Origin of the sequence: Enterobacter asburiae (assembly GCA_011754535.1) — a bacterium.
GTDB lineage: Bacteria > Pseudomonadota > Gammaproteobacteria > Enterobacterales > Enterobacteriaceae > Enterobacter > Enterobacter cloacae_N.
Genome location: JAAQVN010000001.1, coordinates 2,757,243 through 2,778,129, shown reverse-complemented (window position 1 = coordinate 2,778,129; position 20,887 = coordinate 2,757,243). Strand labels below are relative to the sequence as shown.

Below are 20,887 nucleotides of genomic sequence, written 5' to 3'. Positions count from 1 at the left end.
TGAAAAGTAAATAACTACGCCTATTATACACGTAACCCGCATGACGCGCGGTAAAAAAGCCGTATCGGGCGGATTATTGCGCTTTGAAAGCGTGTAAGCGGTTTGTCGCTTTCGTTAACCCGTCTTTCAGCCAGATTTCGGTGCAGCGCGCCGCTTCGTCTACCGCTTCGTCAATCAGTTTCTGTTCAGAAACCGGGGGCTTACCGAGTACGAAACCGACAACTTTGTTTTTATCGCCCGGATGGCCGATTCCCACGCGCAAACGGTGGAAATTCGGGTTATTGCCCAGCTTGCTGATGATGTCTTTAAGACCGTTGTGGCCGCCGTGCCCGCCGCCCAGCTTGAATTTCGCCACGCCTGGGGGGAGATCCAGCTCATCGTGGGCGACCAGAATTTCATCCGGACTGATGCGATAAAACGTTGCCATGGCCGCCACGGCTTTGCCGCTCAGGTTCATAAAGGTGGTGGGCACCAGCAGGCGAACATCCGCGCCAGCAAGGTTGATACGTGAGGTATAGCCGAAGAATTTTGGTTCTTCACGCAGGGGAGCACGTAACCGTTCGGCCAGCAGATCGACGTACCATGCCCCGGCATTGTGGCGGGTGGCTGCATACTCTGCGCCCGGGTTGGCGAGGCCGACAATCAGTTTAATCGTCACGATTCAATTCCTAATGGGTTCCAAATCTGGCGCGTAGTTTACTGTCTGGCGCGCCGGTTGACAAAATTCTGCGATCGTAACAGCGAAATACAAATAATTACTTATCTGAACAATTAGAATTTCAAGCTGTTCAACATGTTATTTGTAAATTTTTGTCTGGGAGTTATCTGTAATTGTGATCATTCACGCAACTCATAAAAGGGGCGTTGTCTATACTTTACACACAAGGATTAGGGGCTTTTCCCCTGACAACCCAAAGTTCCGGAGGTGACAAATGAAACGCAAAAACGCTTCGTTACTCGGTAACGTGCTGATGGGGTTGGGGCTCTTCGTGATGGTAGTCGGCGTGGGTTATTCCATTTTAAACCAGCTGCCGCAGCTTGATCTCCCGCAATACTTCGCGCATGGCGCGGTACTGAGCATCTTCCTCGGTGCGGTGTTGTGGCTTGCCGGGGCGCGTGTGAGCGGACATGAGGAAGTCTGCGATAAATACTGGTGGGTGCGCCATTACGATAAACGCTGCCGCCGTGACCAGCATAAGCACAGCTAGTGCCCGATACAGAATACCGAAACGACTCCATCTGGAGTCGTTTTTTTTTGCATAGCATATTGACCCTCACGTAACGTGAGGCTCCAGAGTGGCGGCACTGGCAAAGAAAAGGAGCAGTTATGTTGATTCAGGTGGGCGAACTGGCGAAACGAGCCGGTATTACCGTGCGGACATTGCATCACTACGAGCAAACAGGGCTGCTGCTGCCTTCTGCCAGAAGCGCGGCAGGTTACCGGCTTTACAACCTGGCGGATGTGCAGCGACTGCACATGATCCAGGCGCTGGCAAAAGCGGGGCTGGAACTTGCTGAAATCAGGGACTTTCTGGAAAAGGAGTCGCTGTCGTTAACCGAGCTACTCGATGCGCAAATCACGCTACTGGATAAACAGCTGCGCAGCATACACACGCTGCGCGACCGGCTGGTGGAGCTGCGTACCGGGCTTACCGATGATGCGACGCCGGATCTGGAATCCTGGCTACAGACTCTGGAGTTGATGAATATGTACGATCGCTGGTTTAGCAAAGAAGAGTTACAGCAGCTGCCGTTTGCGGTGCAGAAGGACGCGCTGTCGGCTATCTGGTCAGGGCTGGTGGCAGAGGCCAACGCGTTGCTGGAACAGGATATACCCGTTGCTGACACGCGGGCGATGGATCTGGCGACGCGCTGGATGGAACGCCTGGAGCAGGACACGGCGGGCAGGCCGGAGTTTCTCACCCGCCTGAACGAGATGCACAGCGTGGAGCCTCAAATGCGCGAGCAGACCGGCATCACGCCGGAGATGACCGATTACATCACGCGCGCGTTTGCGGAATCTAAGCTCAGTATATGGGAGAAATACCTTACTGCCGAAGAGATGGCCTTTACCCGGGCGCACTACTTTGACCGCATGATGGAGTGGCCACCACTGGTGGCGAAGCTGCATCATGCACAGCGGGAAAATCTCGATCCTGCTGCGGAGGAGGCGCAAAAGCTGGCGGAAAACTGGCTGACGTTATTCCAGTCGTACGCAGGGACGAACCCGGAGACCCAGCAAAAGTTTCGCGCTGCCATGCAGCAGGAACAGCATCTGATGAAAGGGACGTGGATGACGCCTGCCGTGCTTGCATGGCTCCAGCAGGCGATCGGGGTGATGATGCAGAGACGTTTCTCTGCATCGGGTAACTCACAGATCCGCTAACGCGGCTTCCCGGTTAGGGTAGAAGGATAAGCGGCCAGGGATTGGCTGCACGCCCGCGCGCGCCATGGTGCGCAGGGGCTGGAATTCGAGGTTACTCACCCGCAGCTCGCAGCCTTCCGGCAGACGTTTCACAAAGCGCTGGAAGGCATCCAGGCCGCCGGCATCCAGCACCGGTACGGCATCCCATTTCAGCACCACAACCCGTTTGCCCATGATGCGGGACTCCAGATCGCTGAACAGACCTTCCGCCGCGGCGAAGAACAGCGGACCAATCACGCGCAGCACCAGCACATCGTCAGGTACCTCTACGTTAACCGGGGAAAGGCGCGTCATCTGCGCGATGCGGCGCATAAACAGCAGGGAAGCGAGTACGATCCCGACGCTGATGGCGATAACCATATCAAACAGCACGGTCAGCGACATGCAGATCAGCATCACGATGATGTCGTCTTTCGGCGCGCGACGCAGCAGGTTAACCACCTTATGCGCCTCACTCATATTCCAGGCCACCATCAGCAGCAGGGCGGCCATGGCGGAAAGCGGCAGCCAGGAGAGCAGCGGGGCGAGGATCAGCAGGGCGAGGATCACCAGCACGGAGTGGATAACCGCCGAAACGGGGGAGGTCGCCCCCGCGCGCACGTTTGCCGCAGAACGGGCGATGGCTGCCGTTGCGGTAATACCGCCAAAGAACGGTGCGATGAGGTTGCCTAACCCCTGACCGACCAGTTCGCTGTTGGCTTTGTGTTTGGTACCGGTCATACCGTCGAGGACGACGGCGCAGAGCAGAGATTCAATCGCCCCCAGCATCGCCATGGAGAACGCGGCGGGTAGCAATGCGCGCAGAGAATCCCAGCTCAGTGTGAAAGTGGAGCCCGGCATGTCCCACGGCAACACCAGCTGAGGTAACAGTTGCGGAATGCCGCTACCCTGCGAGCCGTCCGCCAGGACATAGTGAAACTGCGAGCCGATAGTCGCGACATGACCACCGAACATATTGACGATGGCCATCACCGCGCAGCCCAGCAGCAGCGCGGGCAGATGGCCCGGCAGGCGAATACCGAGGCGAGGCCAGACGATCAGCGTCCCGAGCGTCACAATCCCGATGGCGGCGTCGCCCAGGTTGGCGGTCGGCAACGCCATAAACAGCGCCCCCACTTTTTGCAGGTAGTGCTCCGGTACGTGGGGCATCTGCAGGCCGAGGAAATCCTTGATCTGCATGGTTCCGATGGTGATCCCAATCCCCGAGGTGAACCCGAGCGTGACGGAAAGGGGGATGTACTCAATCAACCGACCAAAGCGGGCCAGGCCAAACAGAATTAAAAAAAGGCCGGACATCAGGGTGGCAACCAGCAGGCCCGCCAGACCAAACTGTTGCGAAACCGGGTAGAGGATCACCACGAAGGCGGCGGTCGGGCCGGAGACGCTGAAGCGCGAGCCGCCCGTCAGAGCAATAACGATCCCGGCAACGGCCGAGGTGTACAGACCGTACTGCGGCGCAACGCCGCTGCCAATCGCCAGCGCCATCGCCAGCGGGATAGCAATAATGCCGACGGTGATCCCGGCAATCAGGTCACGGACAAAACGTGACGAGGTGTACTTTTCTTTCCAGCAGGCGTCGATGAGGGCGCGAAAGGGCAGAACATGTGAGGAGGCTACGTTTTTCACAATTATCTATCATCCGTATGCGCATCATCTGTCATGTGAATGGCAGGTGAAGGAGGCATTAATCATACAAATAAAACCCAGAGACAAAAAAACCCGCCGCAGCGGGTTTTTGGGCCGTGTTCGATTAGTGTTCGAACATTGCAGAGATGGATTCTTCGTTGCTGATACGACGAATCGCTTCGGCCAGCATCCCGGACAGGGTCAGGGTACGCACGTTTGGCAGTGCCTTGATCTCGTCGCTCAGTGGGATGGTATCGCATACCACAACTTCGTCAATGACGGAGTTGCGCAGGTTGTTCACCGCGTTACCGGAGAAGATCGGGTGAGTCGCGTAAGCAAATACGCGCTTGGCACCACGCTCTTTCAGCGCTTCGGCGGCTTTACAGAGCGTGCCGCCGGTATCGATCATGTCGTCAACCAGCACGCAGTCGCGGCCAGCAACGTCACCGATGATGTGCATCACCTGAGAAACGTTAGCGCGCGGACGGCGTTTGTCGATGATCGCCATGTCGGTATCGTTCAGCAGCTTAGCGATAGCACGGGCACGTACCACGCCGCCGATGTCCGGAGAAACCACGATTGGGTTGTCCAGGTTCAGCTGCAGCATGTCTTCCAGCAGGATTGGGCTGCCGAATACGTTATCAACCGGGACGTCGAAGAAGCCCTGGATCTGCTCTGCGTGCAGGTCAACGGTCAGTACGCGGTCAACGCCGACGCTGGACAGGAAGTCAGCGACAACTTTAGCGGTAATTGGCACACGCGCGGAACGGACGCGACGGTCCTGACGAGCATAGCCGAAGTAAGGGATTACAGCAGTGATACGGCCTGCGGAAGCGCGACGCAGGGCGTCGACCATAACAACCAGTTCCATCAGGTTGTCGTTCGTTGGAGCACAGGTGGACTGGATGATGAAAATATCACCACCGCGTACATTTTCGTTAATTTGTACGCTGACTTCGCCGTCGCTAAAGCGACCTACAGCGGCGTCGCCGAGGGAAGTGTACAGGCGGTTGGCAATACGTTGTGCTAGTTCCGGGGTGGCGTTACCAGCAAAAAGCTTCATATCAGGCACGAGAAGAACCTCAGGCATGCGTCCAGTGGTGGATAGCGTTCGCCGTAAACTGTGCGGGCCAGGCAAAGGCTATCCAGGCGGTGTATTAAAGAGCGCGATGCAACGTCTGGAACAGGGTGACGTTGTCACCGAAACTCAGTCTGCGCCAGAATTGCCTGCTGTAGCGGGGAAGTGTTCATCCCGCGCGCTACGAAACCATGCAGCCAATCCGGCGCTTGCTCAAGCACCTGACGAGCGGCGGATTCGGTGTCAAATTCAGCAAAGACACAGGCCCCTGTACCAGTCAGGCGCGACGGCGCGTATTCTAACAGCCAGGAAAGCACCGCATCAACCTCGCGAAAACGTTTTCTTGCGATATCCTCGCAATCGTTGCTGAATTCACAATTTAATAACGTTTCTATTGACCGTACCGGGGTATTTCTTGTCAGGTCAGGATCTTTAAAGATGACCGGGGTCGGAATGCTCACGCCGGGGTGGGCAACGAGATACCATTTTTCCGGCGGGTTGACCGGGGAGAGGAGCTCGCCCACGCCCTCGGCAAAGGCCGCGTGACCGCGAACAAACACCGGGACATCTGCGCCCAGCGTTAGGCCCAAAGCAGCCAGTTCGTCCTTCGCCAGCCCGCAGCCCCAGAGGTGATTCAGCGCAACCAGCACGGTGGCGGCGTTGGATGAGCCCCCGCCGAGACCACCACCCATCGGCAGACGCTTCTTGATACGGATATCCGCACCGCTTCCCGCCGGCAGACGCCCTGATTCCGCGGCGGCGTTCATCAGCAGACGCGCGGCGCGCACGATCAGGTTGTCTTCATGCGCCACGCCGTCGACCGGTGTCAGCAGGCAAATCTGCCCGTCCTGGCGCAGTTCAATGGAGATCGTGTCGCCATAGTCAATAAACTGAAACAGTGTCTGCAGGGTGTGATACCCGTCAGCACGCTGGCCGGTGATGTATAAAAACAGGTTCAGCTTCGCCGGAGAAGGCCAGTGGGTCATCATTTAACGATCCAGTTGTCCATCTTCAGCTTGATGCGCTGGCTGCCCTGGGTCAGCTCCATGTTCGATGGCAGCGACGGTTTACTCTTGCTGTCATAGGCGCTGTACACCACTTTCCAGGTTTTGCCGTTCTGGGTGTAGTTGACCTGGCTCAGACGGTACTGGTCGTCCAGCGTATAGTCGGTTGCTTCTCCCGGCAGGCCGAGGATCCACTGGCGCAGGCTGTTCAGCGGAATTGGCATCCCGGTCAGCTTGCCAATCATCTCTTCGGCATCGGTCGCGGTATAGTGCTGGCCTTTGTTATCGGTGATCTGCGCTTCGCCCGGTTTGGCGATAAGCTCCAGCTCGGTGCTGCCCAGTGGGTTCAGCAGCAGCAGGCGATAGTTGTCCTGCCCCGTTTGCTGCCAGAAGAAGCGGGCATAAACCTTTTGTTCGTCAGAGAGATAGGCGAAGGCGCCCCGCGTCTGGTACTGCTTCAAATTAAGGACGTCCTGCTGGTGCTGACGCCACTGCGGTGAATCAGGGCTTTTGCCCGGGCCTTTTGGTTGGGTGACAGTACAGGCGGTCAGAACCAGTGCCGCCAGCGGCAGCAGGCGAATCAGTCGGGTCATAATGAGGACAAATCCTTGAGATACGTTGCAGTTATAACTGTTAATGCTAGCGCCCCGCAGTGCTACCGTCTACGTTCAAATTATCTCAAAGCGTTGAGTAACCTATTACTCCGAAAGGAGGCGGTCTCTTTTATTGATCTCGCGCATCCTGTATGATGCGTCCTGCTAACCTTATTAACGCTGGTACTACTCCCGCTCAACATGACCCTATTAGCACTCGGCATCAACCACAAAACGGCCCCGGTTTCGCTGCGAGAACGCGTTACGTTTTCGCCGGATACGCTTGACCTGGCGCTGGACAGCCTGCTTGCACAGCCGATGGTGCAGGGTGGCGTGGTGCTCTCGACGTGCAACCGTACCGAGCTGTATTTAAGCGTGGAAGAGCAGGATAACCTGCACGACGCGCTGATCCGCTGGCTATGCGACTACCACAATCTTAACGAAGACGAACTGCGTAACAGCCTGTACTGGCATCAGGATAATGATGCGGTCAGCCATCTGATGCGCGTCGCCAGCGGGCTGGATTCGCTGGTGCTCGGTGAGCCGCAGATTCTGGGGCAGGTGAAAAAAGCGTTTGCGGATTCGCAAAAAGGGCATCTGAAGGCCAGCGAGCTGGAGCGCATGTTCCAGAAGTCCTTCTCCGTGGCGAAGCGTGTGCGAACCGAAACCGACATTGGTGCCAGTGCGGTTTCTGTTGCTTTCGCGGCCTGTACCCTTGCACGCCAAATCTTCGAATCCCTTTCCACCGTCACCGTGATGCTGGTAGGCGCGGGCGAAACCATCGAGCTTGTGGCGCGCCATCTGCGCGAGCATAAGGTGAAAAAGATGATTATCGCGAACCGAACCCGCGAACGTGCGCAGGTGCTGGCGGATGAAGTGGGTGCAGAGGTGGTTGCGCTGAGCGACATCGATGAACGCCTGAAAGAGGCGGACATTATTATCAGCTCTACCGCCAGCCCGCTGCCAATCATCGGTAAAGGGATGGTGGAGCGCGCGCTGAAGTCGCGTCGTAATCAGCCTATGCTGCTGGTGGATATCGCCGTTCCGCGCGATGTTGAGCCAGAAGTCGGCAAGCTGGCGAACGCCTACCTCTACAGCGTGGATGATCTGCAAAGCATCATTTCGCACAACCTCGCCCAGCGTAAAGCGGCGGCGGTGCAGGCGGAAACTATCGTTGAGCAGGAAACCAGCGAGTTTATGGCCTGGCTGCGCGCGCAAAGCGTCAGCGAGACCATCCGCGAGTACCGCGGGCAGGCGGAGCAGGTGCGTGATGACCTGACTGCCAAAGCGTTAGCGGCCCTGGAACAGGGCGGCGACGCGCAGGCGATTATGCAGGATCTGGCGTGGAAGCTGACCAACCGCCTGATCCATGCCCCAACCAAATCTCTTCAACAGGCTGCCCGTGACGGGGATGATGAACGCCTGACTATTCTGCGCAACAGCCTCGGGCTGGAATAGCGCCCTATACCCATTTTCTAAGACAAGGTGCACTTACGCCTATGAAGCCTTCTATCGTCGCTAAACTGGAAGCTCTGCACGAGCGCCATGAAGAAGTACAGGCGCTGCTCGGCGATGCCGGGACCATCGCGGACCAGGAACGTTTTCGCGCGCTTTCGCGTGAATATGCGCAGTTGAGTGATGTGTCTAAATGCTTTACCGACTGGCGACAGGTTCAGGAAGATATTGAAACCGCGCAGATGATGCTCGACGATCCTGAGATGCGCGAGATGGCGCAGGAAGAGCTGCAGGATGCAAAAGCGCGTTCTGAAGAGATGGAGCAGCAGCTTCAGGTGCTGCTGCTGCCGAAAGATCCGGACGACGAGCGTAACGCGTTTGTGGAAGTGCGCGCCGGTACCGGCGGTGACGAAGCGGCGCTGTTTGCCGGGGATCTGTTCCGCATGTACAGCCGCTACGCCGAATCGCGCCGCTGGCGCGTCGAGATCATGAGCGCCAACGAAGGCGAACACGGTGGCTACAAAGAGGTTATCGCCAAGATCAGCGGCGACGGCGTGTACGGCCGTCTGAAGTTTGAATCCGGCGGTCACCGCGTGCAGCGCGTGCCGGCCACGGAATCTCAGGGCCGCATTCACACCTCCGCCTGTACGGTGGCGGTGATGCCGGAGCTGCCGGAAGCGGAACTGCCGGACATCAACCCGGCGGATCTGCGCATCGACACCTTCCGTTCCTCCGGCGCGGGTGGACAACACGTTAACACCACCGATTCCGCCATCCGTATTACCCACCTGCCGACCGGCATCGTGGTGGAGTGCCAGGACGAACGTTCGCAGCACAAAAACAAAGCCAAAGCGTTGTCCGTGCTGGGTGCGCGCATCCACGCGGCTGAAATGGCGAAGCGTCAGCAGGCGGAAGCCTCTACGCGTCGTAACCTGCTGGGCAGCGGCGATCGCAGCGACCGTAACCGCACCTACAACTTCCCGCAGGGCCGCGTGACCGACCACCGTATCAACCTGACCCTGTACCGTCTGGACGAGGTGATGGAAGGGAAGCTGGACATGCTGATTGAGCCTATCGTGCAGGAATACCAGGCCGACCAGTTGGCGGCGCTGTCCGAGCAGGAATAATGGATTTTCAGCGCTGGTTACGCGAGGCGACCGGTGAGCTTTCAGAAAGCGAAAGCCCGAAGCGTGATGCCGAAATTTTGCTTGAGCATGTGACGGGTAAAGCCCGCACGTACCTGCTGGCATTCGGTGAGACGCTGCTGACCGCTGAGCAGGAAGTACGGCTCGCCGCGCTGCTTGCCCGCCGTAAAACGGGCGAGCCGGTGGCGCACCTGGTCGGTGAGCGCGAGTTCTGGTCGCTACCGCTGTACGTCTCGGCGGCAACGCTGATCCCGCGTCCGGACACTGAATGTCTGGTGGAGCAGGCGCTGGCGCGTTTACCAACAGCTCCCTGCAGCATTCTCGATCTCGGGACGGGAACAGGTGCTATCGCGCTGGCGCTCGCCAGCGAGCGCCCCGATTGCGATGTGACGGCGGTAGATGTGATGCCCGACGCGGTGGCGCTGGCGCAGCGTAACGTGGAACGTCTCGCTCTCCGCAACGTGACGGTGCTGCAAAGCAGCTGGTTTGCCGCGCTGGAGAATCGCTCATTTGCGATGATTGTCAGCAATCCTCCTTACATCGACGAACATGACCCACACCTTGCGCAGGGCGATGTTCGCTTCGAACCGCTGACGGCGCTCGTTGCCGCCAACGCGGGATTAGCCGATCTTGATCACATTGTGACAATGTCACGGAAACATTTACTTCCTGGCGGCTGGCTGCTCGTGGAGCATGGCTGGACGCAGGGAGAAGCCGTGCGGTCACTGTTTACGCAAGCAGGCTACGTCGCAGTCGAAACCTGTCGCGACTACGGCGGCAACGAACGCCTGACGCTGGGGCAGTGGGCTTGAGTGCCGGGTATCTGCCATTTACTGATAAAGGCGTAAGGCTGACTGAAAGGCAGTTTGGCGTTATCATCTACATCGTTTTGAGTTTTATCGCGCCTGAGCGTCCTTGTTCGCTCAGTCGTTACTGGGGTAAGTCATGAAGTCCTTAGCCGATTTCGAATTTAATAAAGTGCCGCTTTGCGATGGCATGATCCTGATTTCGGAGATGATACGCGACGATTTTACGTCGCAGTACGTCTACGATGAGCTGGAGAATCTGGTCAGCCTGGCGCGTGAAGAGATCAATCAGGCGCGCCCGCAGGACTGGCAATTAGAGAAGCTTCTGGAACTTTTCTACGGCGAATGGGGTTTCTGCGACACGCGTGGCGTGTATCGCCTGTCTGACGCATTATGGCTGGACCAGGTCTTAAAAAATCGTCAGGGCAGCGCTGTTGCGCTGGGCTCTATTTTGCTGTGGGTTGCGCACCGGCTGGATATTCCGCTGGTGCCGGTCATTTTTCCGACGCAGATGATCCTGCGTGCGGAGTGGCTGGACGGTGAGATGTGGCTCATTAATCCGTTTAATGGCGACACGCTTGATGAGCATACGCTGGACGTCTGGCTGAAGGGCAACATCAGCCCGGTGGCCGAGCTCTTTAACGAAGATCTCGACGAAGCCGACAACGCCGAAGTCATCCGCAAGCTGCTGGATACGCTGAAGTCAGCGCTGATGGAAGAGCGTCAGATGGAGCTGGCCTTGCGTGCCAGCGAAGTGCTGCTGCAGTTTAATCCGGAAGATCCGTACGAAATACGCGACCGCGGGCTTATCTATGCCCAGCTCGACTGCGAGCACGTGGCGCTGAACGATCTGAGCTATTTCGTCGAACAGTGCCCGGAAGATCCGATTAGCGAAATGATTCGCGCGCAGATCAACGCGATCTCGCACAAACAAATTACACTGCATTAATCTTAATTCCGATTCACACCTGAATAAGGCGATCCTATGAAACAAAAAGTGGTTAGCATTGGTGATATCAACGTGGCAAACGACCTGCCGTTCGTGCTGTTTGGCGGTATGAACGTGCTGGAATCCCGCGATCTCGCCATGCGTATCTGCGAGCACTACGTGACCGTGACCCAGAAGCTGGGCATTCCGTACGTGTTTAAAGCCTCTTTTGACAAAGCCAACCGCTCCTCCATCAACTCTTACCGCGGCCCGGGCCTGGAAGAGGGGATGAAAATTTTCCAGGAGCTGAAGCAGACGTTTGGCGTGAAAGTGATCACCGACGTGCATGAGTCCTGGCAGGCGCAGCCTGTGGCAGACGTGGTAGACGTGATTCAGCTTCCGGCGTTCCTGGCTCGCCAGACCGACCTGGTTGCCGCAATGGCGAAAACCGGTGCCGTGATCAACGTGAAAAAACCGCAGTTTGTGAGCCCAGGCCAGATGGGCAATATCGTTGATAAGTTTATCGAAGGCGGTAACGACAAAATTATTCTGTGCGATCGTGGCGCTAACTTCGGTTACGACAACCTGGTTGTGGACATGCTGGGCTTCAGCGTGATGAAAAACGTCTCTAACCAGTCCCCTGTGATCTTCGACGTGACCCACGCGCTGCAGTGCCGCGACCCGTTTGGCGCCGCGTCCGGCGGTCGTCGTGCCCAGGTGACCGAGCTGGCGCGTGCCGGTATGGCGACCGGTCTGGCGGGTCTGTTCATTGAAGCGCACCCGGATCCGGCTAACGCGAAATGCGATGGTCCTTCCGCGCTGCCGCTGGATAAGCTGGAGCCGTTCCTGAAGCAGATCAAAGCGATTGACGATCTGGTGAAGAGCTTCGACGAGCTGGATACCAGCAACTAATAAAAAACCCGCTTCGGCGGGTTTTTTTATGGGGCATATTGCCTGGTGGCGCTGCGCTTACCCGGCCTACAAAACCCGTAGGCCCTGCAAGCGAAGCGCCGCTGGGCAAAAAGGCTACGCAAAAATCGTCATCAAATACGCTACAAACAGCGCCATATGCGCTGCGCCGTTCAGCACATTGGTGCGGCCAGTGGAGAATGAAATCTGGCACAGCAGCAGCGAGGCCACCATCACAATCATCTCCGGCGCGCCCAGCGCAAACTGCAGATCGTTACCCGTCATAAAGGCAATCAGCGTCACCACCGGTACGGTGAGGGAAATGGTCGCCAGCACGGAGCCGAAGAACAGGTTCATTGCGCGCTGCACCTGATTGTTCAGCACCGCCTTGAGCGCGCCCAGACCCTCAGGGGACAGGATCAGCAGCGCCACCAGGAAACCGGTAAAGGCCACCGGGGCGTTCAGCTCGGTTAACAGCGTCTCCAGCGGGTTGGCGTTCATCTTGGTGACCGCGATAACCGCGATCAGATGCACGATCAGCCAAACCGTATGCCACGCGCTGCTGTGGGCCGACGGCTTACCGTGGTGCGGGTCATCATCGTCGCCGTCATCTTCATGCTCGTACACAAACAGGCTCTGGTGCGTTTTGGTTTGAATCAACAGAAACACGCCGTACATGGCGGCGGAAATCAGCGCGACCAGCAGTGCCTGACCGGTAGAAAAATTCGCGCCCGGCAGCGCCATCGGAAAGACCAGCACGATAATGGCCAGCGGGAAGAGGGCAATCAGATACTGTTTAATACCGAACAGGTTCATATACTGGGTCGCAAATTTGCGTCCGCCCAGCAGAAGGGAGAAGCCCACCAGGCCGCCCGTCACAATCATAATGATGGAGTAGAGCGTGTCGCGCATCAGCGTTGGGGCGGCATCGCCGGTCGCCATGAGCGCGGAAATCAGGCTGACTTCGAGAATAACGACAGAAAGGCTGAGAATTAACGAGCCGTACGGCTCGCCCAGACGGTGGGCCAATACGTCCGCATGGCGAACGACGCTAAATGCGCTGGTTAAGATGCCGACCAGAGCAAGAATATTGATACCAACCACCACTGGCAGTGACTGACTGCTTCCCCAGAAGAGCAGCACAGCCAGTGCCAGAACCGGGAAAATGAGTGACGTCTCCTTGTGGCGGGTCTTTACCGCCTCGTGTGTTGCTGTCATGTGCTTCTCCATCAATGCAGGTGCTTGTAATTATAGATAGATTTTGAGGGCATTAAACTAACAGAAATCTGTTAAATACCCTTTATTTTTTACTTAATTTTACCCTTTGTCATGGTTTTCATGTTTGATGCCTGTAATAAGATATTTAATTTAAATAGTAATTAAATAACAATAGATTATGAATTTAGTTTAATCAGTATCTATTGCCGGGTGGCACCATGGCGTATCGTCGTCCACACTTACTCTTTAGCCAAAAGAGAGGTTAGTGATGCCATATAAAACGAAACGCGAATTACCCGATAACGTGAAAAACGTCCTGCCCGAACACGCCCAGGATATCTATAAAGAAGCATTTAACAGCGCATGGGATCAGTACAAAGATAAGGACGATCGGCGGGATGATGCCAGCCGGGAAGAGACGGCACACAAAGTCGCCTGGGCCGCAGTAAAACATGACTATGAGAAAGGAGACGATGATAAATGGCATAAAAAGAAATAGCCGTGAAATTATTCGCTGCCTTCATTTTGACTTTTCAGGCGGTTGAACTTCCGTTGTATTGCAACTGGTCCGCTAATTGCTTATCGTTATTTGACTGCTGGCAAAATGACCAGCACAGAATGTCGGGAAGGCGAATTACAGATGTCGCAAGGAAGCATGCAGTGGCGGAGGTGTAAAGTGTTAACGCGTGATTTCTTAATGAAGGCAGATTGTAAGACGGCATTTGGTGCTATTGAGGAATCGCTTCTCTGGTCAGCTGAACAACGTGCGGCGTCGCTCGCTGCCACGCTTGCCTGCCGCCCGGATGATGGCCCGGTATGGATTTTTGGCTACGGTTCACTGATGTGGAACCCGGCTCTCGAATTTGTTGAATCGGCAACGGGTACGTTGCCCGGCTGGCACCGCGCATTTTGCCTGCGCCTGACGGCCGGACGCGGCAGCGCCTGTCAGCCAGGGCGCATGCTTGCACTGAAAGAGGGCGGACGCACCACGGGCGTGGCGTATCGCCTGCCGGATGCCACGCTCGAAGAGGAGCTGACGCTGCTCTGGAAGCGCGAGATGATCACCGGCTGCTATATGCCGAGCTGGTGCAAGCTGGAGCTTGACGACGGACGCACCGTAAACGCGCTGGTGTTTATTATGGATCCGCGCCATCCGCTGTATGAGGCGGACACCCGCACGCAGGTGATTGCCCCGTTAATTGCCGCCGCCAGCGGGCCGCTCGGCACCAACGCGCAGTATCTCTTCTCCCTCGATCAGGAGCTGACCCGCCTCGGCATGCAGGACGATTGTCTGAATGAGCTGGTGGTAAAGGTGAAGGCGTTGCTGGAAGGGAACCCGCTCAACAGCACGCTGCGACCGGGTTTTGCCTGAGAATACGCCCGGCTCGCCGGGCGTTTAAATTACGCTGCCACGTAACTGACCGAATGTTCCAGCGACTGGCTGTGGCTGTCGATCAGAACATCCCACGTGCCGGTATACGGCACGGTTAGCCAGGCCTTATCATCCTGAACGGTCAGAATATCCGCCTGGGACTGCTTCTGTGCTTTCGCACTCATCAGATGAATACGACAGCGCTCTGAGCAACGCACCACCACCGTATCCCCGCCAAACAGTTTCAAACTTGTTTTCACCAGTGCCATTTATTTACCCCGTCGATTTTGCCCATCCCGAGCGTGATATTGTTCACAAAATACTCATTGCATAACACCAAAGAGGGAGGCGAGGGATGCTGATTTTGATCAAAAAATGGCATAACGTTTAAACAAAAATGACAAAATGCCTGAAAGCATTCAGCTGGCGCGGGTTTTACCCGGTAAACCCGCGCGGAAATAAAATTAAATGCGGAAATGACCGGCGGTTTCAGCAAGGTCGCCCGCCTGGCTTTGCAATGCGCTGGCGGCCGCGGCGGACTGCACCACCAGCTCGGCGTTCTGCTGCACCATCCGGTCGAGGTGGGTTACCGCGTGGTTGATCTCGTGAATGCCTTTCATCTGTTCGCTGGTCGCAATAGATATTTCGCGCATGATGCCGGAGACGCTGCCGATGCTGGATCGGATCTCATCCATGCTTTCCCCGGCCAGATGCACGTAGCGCGAGCCGGTGGCCACGCTGTCTGTGGTAGAGTCGATAAGCGATTTGATCTCTTTCGCCGCCTGGGCGCTGCGGCTGGCGAGGTTCCGCACTTCGCCGGCCACCACAGCGAACCCGCGGCCCTGCTCACCGGCACGTGCCGCCTCGACGGAGGCGTTCAGCGCCAGAATGTTGGTCTGGAAGGCGATGCCGTCGATCACACTGGTGATATCGCCAATTTTTGCAGAAGCCACTTCGATGGACTGCATGGTGCTGATGGCCTGCGAGACCACTTCACCGCCGCGCGCTGCGGCCGCAGAGGCCCGGCTTGCCTGGTCGTTGGCTTCTGCTGCCGATTCATTCGACTGGGTGACGGAGGCGGTTATCTCTTCCACGGCGCTGGCGGTTTCGCGAAGGCTGGACGCGGCCTGCTCGGTACGTCCGGAAAGATCCTGGTTGCCTGCCGCAATCTCCTGCGCGGCGTTTTTCACCGAGGCGCTGGCGTCGCGAAGCTGGGCCATCACCACCGAGAGCTTATCGCTGAAGGCGTTAAACGCCTGTGCAATTTGCGCCACTTCGTCATCGCCGCTGTCCGGCAGGCGCTGGGAAAGATCGTTGGTGCCGTTGGCAATGCTGTGCATCGCGTCGCGAATGTCGGACAGACGCTTCAGCAGGCGTGCAATCAGGACGTGAACAATAGCGCCGCTCAGGAATGCCAGGATCACCAGCGAAATCGCCGACGCTTTCAGCAGGGAACGCATGCCGGAGGTGGCGTCGCTGCTATCGAGGGCGACGACCAGCAGCCAGTTCGTGCCCGGCACGGCTGAGGCGATAAAGGTTTTTTCCTCGTCATTCAGCGTTCCGTCGACCGGGTTACCACTTTTCAGCGCTGCAAGGTCGATGCCTTTGATCGTCTCGGCAAACGGCTTCAGCGTCAGGGCCGGCTCGTTGGCGGCAATCACCGTGCCGTCGGTGTTCAGGAGTAACCCGCTGCTGGCAGGCGTGGGGTGGATACCGCGCACGTTCGCCACCACGCTATCCATGGCGACATCGCCCGCCACCACCGCTTTCAGAGTGCCATTCTCCTTCACTGGCACGGCAAATGTCACCACCAGCTTCCCGGTCCCGGCATCAACGTAGGGCGCCGTCACAACCGGGCCGTCCGTGCTCACCACCTGCTGGTACCAGGGGCGTATGGTCGGGTCATAATCCGCCGGGACGCCCGCCGGGTCGGAGAATTTCGCCGTCTTGCTGGCGTAGCCCACGTAGACGTTGGTGAAGCCGCCAGCCTGGGCAAGCTGCTTAAATACCGGAACGGGATCGTCAGCCAGTGCGATGCTCTGCGCGGAGGCAATCACCGTCATTTTGCTTTTGACCCAGTCGGCAATCGCCATGTTGTGGCTGGCGCTGGTGCTGGTCAGAATATCGCGCTGGGACTGCTGGTTATCCTGGCGCGTCACCTGGAAGTTAATAACGGTATTGAGAAGAAGGGCGACGACAAGGCAGCCTGTCGTCGCGGCGATAATGCGTGCGCGAATGGATCTGAACATAAGTGAAATACCTGCTGTGTTGTTTCCATGCCTATCGGCAACCCCGCAGGTAAACTTGATGCTGAAACCGCGTCCATAAGAAAATAATATTTTTACGGGTTTATTATTAAAAAGTTAATACTTTATCCGCGGTCAGCGTCCATTCGGCCAGTTCCACCAGCGTACCGATTTCCACGCCATCGATCAGCGGCAGCCCGGTAATACCTCGCCCGTCGGTGCAGGTCTTGCACAGTTTCACCGGTACATTTTGCGCGGTCAGGATCTCCAGCATCTGCTGAATGTTATAGCCCTCTGCCGGTTTCTGCCCCTTCAGCCCGGCAGTGACGGCGTCCGACATTAAAAAAAGCCGTAACGCCAGGTCGCTCTCTTTTTCGCGTAGCGCGATCGCCAGGCGCAGGCTGTTGAAAAGGGATTCGCTGCCGTAGGCCGCACCGTTGGCGACGATCACAATCTTCTGCATGTTGACTCCTGTTCTTTAAAAGGCACGAATATTGCTTAATTACCCGGAGTTTCGCTGTCCGGGAGAGTAAGCATGACATTAATGGCCGGCATTTCGCCAGGTGCAACCGAATGGCTCCAGCGCGCAAGGCGTATGCGCCGGGAGCAGCTCAGCAGGCTGGCGCAGCTGAACGTGCTGGTGCACGGCATTAGCCAGCTGGTGCATATGCTCCAGTGCGAGCGCGGGGCGTCCAACGTCTGGCTCTGCTCACAGGGTAAGCTCTACGCGCCTGAATGCAAAGCCAGCCGGGCGCTGGTGGACGAAAACCTTGCTGCACTGAATGACATTCTTGGAAAACAGTCCGCCTTCCCGGGAAGCGCCGTTTGCGAACGTATCGGCAATGCGCTGCTCACGCTTGAGACGCTTCCCGCGCTGCGCGACGGTGTAAGTCGGCAAACGCTAACGGCTCCGCAGGCAATGGAGCACTACTCCCGTATGCTGCGCCACCTGCTCAGTATCGTGCCTCAGCTTAATGACAGCATTGACGACCCGCAAATCGCGGGCCGTTTCGTCGCGCTTTATAGCCTGATGCAGGGGAAAGAGCTGGCAGGACAGGAGCGGGCCCTGGGGGCGATTGGCTTTACGCAGGGCTTTTTCGACGATGTGACGCGCCAGCGGCTGGTTGACCGCATTGACGGGCAGCAGGCCTGCTTTGAGATCTTTCTCTCCCACAGCCAGGCTGACGTGCAGACTATATTCTCACTCAACTGCCAGCCCGATCGTGAGACGGAGCAACTCCGGCGCGTGGCCTGTACCCGCCAGCCTGCCGCAGACAATGGCCATACCGCGCTCGCCTGGTTTGCGCTGCAAACGGCGCGGCTGGAGCATCTGCGCGCGCTGGAAGAGACGATCATCGCCGATCTGATGGTCGCGGTGGATGAGCGTATTCAGCGCGACGAGGCGTACCCGCTTCCTGGGGATGAAGAGGACGATCCGCTTGCTCACTACCCGGATAAACCGCTGCTGACCCTGGTTCGCCAGCAGGCGCGTGAAATAGAGCAGCTGTCCCGCCAGCTCGCGTCGCTGCGCGATACGCTTGAGGAGCGCAAAACCATTGATAAAGCCAAAAGCGTGCTTATGACCCATCAGCATATGAGTGAAGAGCAGGCCTGGACGACGCTGCGCAAAATGGCGATGGACAAGAACCAGCGCATGGTGGATATCGCCCGCGCGCTGCTTACGGTGAAGAGCGTGTGGCAGGTAACACCTAAGGAGTAGCTGCACAATCAGCGGGCATTTTATGCCTGATTGAGGTGCGTGAACGCGGGCAAAACCCGGCTTCAGGCCCTGAAACAGAGTCTTCAGACCTGGCATTAGCTTTGCATTATTCAATTAACCATTTTTGACGGTGCGCCAACGGCGGTGCATCAGTCTTCGGGATAAAGGCGTCCAGCGGTGCTTCGGCACGGCGGGCGCTTTTTTTTGGCTTTTTTTCGGGAGCGGTTATGGCGGATTTGTCGAGACGGCGATTTTTGCAGGCCAGCATGCTGGCGAGTGGCGCAGTGCTATTACCAGGTGTAATGCAGGCCGCCTGGGCGGCAGGCTCGGATAAACCGGAACAGGAGACGGTGCGCGTCGGGTTTATCCCGCTGACCGACTGCGCGCCGGTGGTTATCGCAGCCCTGAAAGGCTTTGATAAAAAATACGGTATCACCCTTGTTCCCACCAAAGAGGCGAGCTGGGCGGCGGTGCGCGACAAGCTGGTGGCGGGGGAACTTGATGCCGCACACATTCTTTACGGCCTGCTGTACGGCCTGGAACTGGGCATCGCCGGCAAACCGCAGCAGATGGCGAACCTGATGACCCTCAACCAGAACGGTCAGGCCATTACGCTCTCCAGCGATCTGGCAGAGAAGGGCGTTCGCGACCTCGATGGGCTGAAAACGCTGATCGGGCAGCAAGCGCCGGGAACCTATACCTTCGCGCACACCTTCCCGACCGGGACGCACGCCATGTGGCTCTACTACTGGCTGGCCAGCGCGGGTATTAATCCGTTTGAGGACGTGCGCACGGTCGTCGTGCCGCCGCCGCAGATGGTGATGAACATGCGCATTGGCAACATGGTGGGCTTCTGCGTCGGCGAGCCGTGGAACGCGCGGGCGATTAACGACCGCATCGGTTTTACCGCCGCCACGTCGCAGTCTATCTGGGCCGATCATCCGGAAAAAATCCTCGGTACGCGCCGTGACTGGGTGGAGAAAAATCCGCACACCGCGCGGGCGCTGGTGAGCGCGGTGCTGGAGGCCGCGCGCTGGATCGAGGCATCCCCGGAAAACAAACGCGAAACCGCGCAGATCCTCTCCCGCCGGGCGTGGCTCAACTGCAAAGAACAGTATCTTACCGGGCGCATGCTCGGCGAGTACGACAACGGCCTGGGCCAGCGCTGGCAGGACGCGCACCCGATCCGCTTCTTCAACGAGGGGGCCGTCAGCTACCCGTACCACTCCGACGGTATGTGGTTCTTAACCCAGTTCCGCCGCTGGGGCTTGCTCAAAGCCGCGCCGGACTATGCGGGCATCGCGCAGCGCATTAACCAGACTGCGGTCTGGCAGGATGCCGCTGCCGCGGTCGGCGGCATGTCCGCACCGTCATCACCGTACCGCAGCAGCACGCTGATGGACGGCACCGTCTGGAACGGCACCGATCCGGAAGGGTACGCCAGCCGTTTCGCTATTCACCGTAAAGGGGCCTGATTATGCCGCATCTGCAAAATACGAAACCACAACAGACGTCAGAGAGCGGGGAAGTGATTGTCCTGCCTCCGGTACAGGTTCGCCGCCGCCCGCCCGCATTTGCGCGCCGGATGAACGATTTTTTACAGCGCGTGATTCCGGCGCTGCTCGGTCTCGGGCTGCTGGTGGTGCTCTGGCAGCTGGCAGCGATAAACAGCAAAGGTTTCCCGACGCCGCTCAGCACGCTTGATTCCGCTATTACCCTTTTCGCCGATCCGTTTTATCGCGACGGGCCTAACGATATGGGCATTGGCTGGAACGTGCTTGCTTCACTGCAGCGCGTTGCCATCGGCTTTGGCCTGGCGGCGCTGGTGGGCATACCGCTGGGTTTTTTGATTGGCCGCTTCACCTTTTTCGCGCGCATGTTTAACCCGCTGATTGCGCTTCTGCGCCCGGTCAGCCCGCTGGCCTGGCTGCCCATCGGCCTGCTGCTGTTCCAGAAGGCGGAGCCCGCGTCGAGCTGGACCATTTTTATCTGCTCCATCTGGCCGATGGTCATCAACACCGCCGAAGGCGTGCGCCGCATTCCGCAGGATTACCTCAACGTCGCCCGCGTATTGCAGCTTTCCGAGTGGACCATTATGCGCCGCATTCTTTTTCCGGCGGTGCTGCCCGCTGTACTGACCGGGGTGCGCCTCTCCATCGGCATCGCCTGGCTGGTGATTGTCGCCGCCGAGATGCTCACCGGAGGCCTCGGCATCGGCTTCTGGATCTGGAACGAGTGGAACAACCTCAACGTCGAAAACATTCTCATCGCCATCGTCATCATTGGCGTGGTCGGGCTGCTGCTGGAGCAGGGGCTGATGCTGATCGCCCGTCGCTTTAGCTGGCAGGAAAAATAAGGAGCG

21 protein-coding genes are annotated in these 20,887 nt (G+C 57.7%); 12 read left to right on the top strand and 9 right to left on the bottom strand.

The window, feature by feature from the left end:
* Positions 1–73: 73 nt before the first annotated feature.
* Positions 74–658 (bottom strand): aminoacyl-tRNA hydrolase, encoded by a 585-nt coding sequence (gene pth, locus HBM95_13080; GenBank protein ID NIH43862.1) that lies wholly within the window; start codon positions 656–658, stop codon positions 74–76.
* Positions 659–932: 274 nt separating this feature from the next.
* Here pth and ychH point away from each other — a divergent pair, with 274 nt between their 5' ends.
* Positions 933–1,208 carry a stress-induced protein YchH gene (ychH, locus tag HBM95_13075; GenBank protein NIH43861.1) on the top strand — a complete coding sequence of 92 codons (276 nt, stop codon included), beginning with the start codon at positions 933–935 and terminating at the stop codon, positions 1,206–1,208.
* A gap of 119 nt (positions 1,209–1,327) precedes the next feature.
* Positions 1,328–2,386: a MerR family transcriptional regulator gene (locus HBM95_13070; protein NIH43860.1), complete on the top strand. Its 1,059-nt coding sequence runs from the start codon at positions 1,328–1,330 to the stop codon at positions 2,384–2,386.
* Here the strand turns inward: HBM95_13070 and dauA are convergent.
* From dauA to lolB, 4 genes are all read right to left on the bottom strand, one after another.
* Entirely contained in the window at positions 2,372–4,051 is a 1,680-nt protein-coding gene (dauA, locus tag HBM95_13065; GenBank protein NIH43859.1) for a C4-dicarboxylic acid transporter DauA, read from the bottom strand. The genes HBM95_13070 and dauA overlap by 15 nt on opposite strands.
* A gap of 124 nt (positions 4,052–4,175) precedes the next feature.
* Positions 4,176–5,123: a ribose-phosphate diphosphokinase gene (gene prs / locus HBM95_13060; protein ID NIH43858.1), complete on the bottom strand. Its 948-nt coding sequence runs from the start codon at positions 5,121–5,123 to the stop codon at positions 4,176–4,178.
* Positions 5,124–5,248: 125 nt separating this feature from the next.
* A complete protein-coding gene (ispE, locus tag HBM95_13055; protein NIH43857.1) occupies positions 5,249–6,118 on the bottom strand; it encodes a 4-(cytidine 5'-diphospho)-2-C-methyl-D-erythritol kinase in 870 nt (289 codons plus the stop codon).
* Positions 6,115–6,726: a lipoprotein localization protein LolB gene (gene lolB / locus HBM95_13050; protein NIH43856.1), complete on the bottom strand. Its 612-nt coding sequence runs from the start codon at positions 6,724–6,726 to the stop codon at positions 6,115–6,117. Before lolB ends, ispE begins: the two co-directional genes overlap by 4 nt.
* Positions 6,727–6,927: 201 nt before the next feature.
* Between lolB and hemA the strand changes: the two genes are divergently transcribed.
* The 5 genes from hemA to kdsA all read left to right on the top strand — a co-directional run bounded on the left by hemA (position 6,928) and on the right by kdsA (position 11,972).
* On the top strand, positions 6,928–8,184 hold the full coding sequence (gene hemA / locus HBM95_13045; GenBank protein NIH43855.1) for a glutamyl-tRNA reductase: 1,257 nt from the start codon (positions 6,928–6,930) through the stop codon (positions 8,182–8,184).
* Between the two features lie 41 nt (positions 8,185–8,225).
* Positions 8,226–9,308 (top strand): peptide chain release factor 1, encoded by a 1,083-nt coding sequence (prfA, locus tag HBM95_13040; protein NIH43854.1) that lies wholly within the window; start codon positions 8,226–8,228, stop codon positions 9,306–9,308.
* Entirely contained in the window at positions 9,308–10,138 is an 831-nt protein-coding gene (prmC, locus tag HBM95_13035) for a peptide chain release factor N(5)-glutamine methyltransferase (protein NIH43853.1), read from the top strand. Before prfA ends, prmC begins: the two co-directional genes overlap by 1 nt.
* A gap of 133 nt (positions 10,139–10,271) precedes the next feature.
* Positions 10,272–11,081 (top strand): tetratricopeptide repeat-containing protein, encoded by an 810-nt coding sequence (locus HBM95_13030; GenBank protein NIH43852.1) that lies wholly within the window; start codon positions 10,272–10,274, stop codon positions 11,079–11,081.
* Positions 11,082–11,117: 36 nt separating this feature from the next.
* Complete coding sequence (kdsA, locus tag HBM95_13025) at positions 11,118–11,972, top strand: 3-deoxy-8-phosphooctulonate synthase (protein ID NIH43851.1); 855 nt, start codon at positions 11,118–11,120, stop codon at positions 11,970–11,972.
* Between the two features lie 114 nt (positions 11,973–12,086).
* Here the strand turns inward: kdsA and chaA are convergent, their stop codons facing one another.
* The gene (gene chaA / locus HBM95_13020; GenBank protein ID NIH43850.1) at positions 12,087–13,187 is read right to left on the bottom strand and encodes a sodium-potassium/proton antiporter ChaA; all 1,101 of its coding nucleotides are present in this window, start codon (positions 13,185–13,187) and stop codon (positions 12,087–12,089) included.
* A gap of 268 nt (positions 13,188–13,455) precedes the next feature.
* Here chaA and chaB point away from each other — a divergent pair, with 268 nt between their 5' ends.
* Together chaB and HBM95_13010 are read left to right on the top strand one after the other, a co-directional pair.
* A complete protein-coding gene (gene chaB, locus HBM95_13015; protein NIH43849.1) occupies positions 13,456–13,686 on the top strand; it encodes a putative cation transport regulator ChaB in 231 nt (76 codons plus the stop codon).
* A 177-nt stretch (positions 13,687–13,863) separates the two neighbouring features.
* Positions 13,864–14,559 (top strand): gamma-glutamylcyclotransferase, encoded by a 696-nt coding sequence (locus HBM95_13010; GenBank protein NIH43848.1) that lies wholly within the window; start codon positions 13,864–13,866, stop codon positions 14,557–14,559.
* Between the two features lie 29 nt (positions 14,560–14,588).
* On the opposite strand, the gene HBM95_13005 is transcribed toward HBM95_13010, so the two are convergent.
* The 3 genes from HBM95_13005 to HBM95_12995 form a co-directional block, all read right to left on the bottom strand.
* The gene (locus HBM95_13005) at positions 14,589–14,828 is read right to left on the bottom strand and encodes a DUF1883 domain-containing protein (GenBank protein NIH43847.1); all 240 of its coding nucleotides are present in this window, start codon (positions 14,826–14,828) and stop codon (positions 14,589–14,591) included.
* Positions 14,829–15,023: 195 nt separating this feature from the next.
* Positions 15,024–16,808, bottom strand: coding sequence for a HAMP domain-containing protein (locus HBM95_13000; GenBank protein NIH43846.1), 1,785 nt, complete (start codon positions 16,806–16,808; stop codon positions 15,024–15,026).
* A 106-nt stretch (positions 16,809–16,914) separates the two neighbouring features.
* Positions 16,915–17,268, bottom strand: coding sequence for a hypothetical protein (locus HBM95_12995; GenBank protein NIH43845.1), 354 nt, complete (start codon positions 17,266–17,268; stop codon positions 16,915–16,917).
* Between the two features lie 72 nt (positions 17,269–17,340).
* On the opposite strand from HBM95_12995, the gene HBM95_12990 reads away from it, so the two are divergent.
* The 3 genes from HBM95_12990 to ntrB all read left to right on the top strand — a co-directional run bounded on the left by HBM95_12990 (position 17,341) and on the right by ntrB (position 20,881).
* Positions 17,341–18,525: an ANTAR domain-containing protein gene (locus tag HBM95_12990; protein ID NIH43844.1), complete on the top strand. Its 1,185-nt coding sequence runs from the start codon at positions 17,341–17,343 to the stop codon at positions 18,523–18,525.
* Positions 18,526–18,752: 227 nt separating this feature from the next.
* Positions 18,753–20,000, top strand: a complete 1,248-nt coding sequence (locus tag HBM95_12985; protein NIH43843.1) for an ABC transporter substrate-binding protein — start codon at positions 18,753–18,755, stop codon at positions 19,998–20,000.
* Between the two features lie 2 nt (positions 20,001–20,002).
* On the top strand, positions 20,003–20,881 hold the full coding sequence (ntrB, locus tag HBM95_12980; GenBank protein NIH43842.1) for a nitrate ABC transporter permease: 879 nt from the start codon (positions 20,003–20,005) through the stop codon (positions 20,879–20,881).
* Positions 20,882–20,887 lie beyond the last annotated feature (6 nt).

What these genes read in the sequence shown, in the direction of transcription:
- ychH (NIH43861.1), top strand. Translation starts at nt 933, where the DNA reads ATGAAACGCAAAAACGCTTCGTTACTCGGTAACGTGCTGATGGGGTTG.
- HBM95_13070 (NIH43860.1), top strand. Translation starts at nt 1,328, where the DNA reads ATGTTGATTCAGGTGGGCGAACTGGCGAAACGAGCCGGTATTACCGTG.
- ispE (NIH43857.1), bottom strand. Translation starts at nt 6,118, where the DNA reads ATGATGACCCACTGGCCTTCTCCGGCGAAGCTGAACCTGTTTTTATAC.
- lolB (NIH43856.1), bottom strand. Translation starts at nt 6,726, where the DNA reads ATGACCCGACTGATTCGCCTGCTGCCGCTGGCGGCACTGGTTCTGACC.
- hemA (NIH43855.1), top strand. Translation starts at nt 6,928, where the DNA reads ATGACCCTATTAGCACTCGGCATCAACCACAAAACGGCCCCGGTTTCG.
- prfA (NIH43854.1), top strand. Translation starts at nt 8,226, where the DNA reads ATGAAGCCTTCTATCGTCGCTAAACTGGAAGCTCTGCACGAGCGCCAT.
- prmC (NIH43853.1), top strand. Translation starts at nt 9,308, where the DNA reads ATGGATTTTCAGCGCTGGTTACGCGAGGCGACCGGTGAGCTTTCAGAA.
- HBM95_13030 (NIH43852.1), top strand. Translation starts at nt 10,272, where the DNA reads ATGAAGTCCTTAGCCGATTTCGAATTTAATAAAGTGCCGCTTTGCGAT.
- kdsA (NIH43851.1), top strand. Translation starts at nt 11,118, where the DNA reads ATGAAACAAAAAGTGGTTAGCATTGGTGATATCAACGTGGCAAACGAC.
- chaA (NIH43850.1), bottom strand. Translation starts at nt 13,187, where the DNA reads ATGACAGCAACACACGAGGCGGTAAAGACCCGCCACAAGGAGACGTCA.
- chaB (NIH43849.1), top strand. Translation starts at nt 13,456, where the DNA reads ATGCCATATAAAACGAAACGCGAATTACCCGATAACGTGAAAAACGTC.
- HBM95_13005 (NIH43847.1), bottom strand. Translation starts at nt 14,828, where the DNA reads ATGGCACTGGTGAAAACAAGTTTGAAACTGTTTGGCGGGGATACGGTG.
- HBM95_13000 (NIH43846.1), bottom strand. Translation starts at nt 16,808, where the DNA reads ATGTTCAGATCCATTCGCGCACGCATTATCGCCGCGACGACAGGCTGC.
- HBM95_12995 (NIH43845.1), bottom strand. Translation starts at nt 17,268, where the DNA reads ATGCAGAAGATTGTGATCGTCGCCAACGGTGCGGCCTACGGCAGCGAA.
- HBM95_12990 (NIH43844.1), top strand. Translation starts at nt 17,341, where the DNA reads ATGACATTAATGGCCGGCATTTCGCCAGGTGCAACCGAATGGCTCCAG.
- HBM95_12985 (NIH43843.1), top strand. Translation starts at nt 18,753, where the DNA reads ATGGCGGATTTGTCGAGACGGCGATTTTTGCAGGCCAGCATGCTGGCG.
- ntrB (NIH43842.1), top strand. Translation starts at nt 20,003, where the DNA reads ATGCCGCATCTGCAAAATACGAAACCACAACAGACGTCAGAGAGCGGG.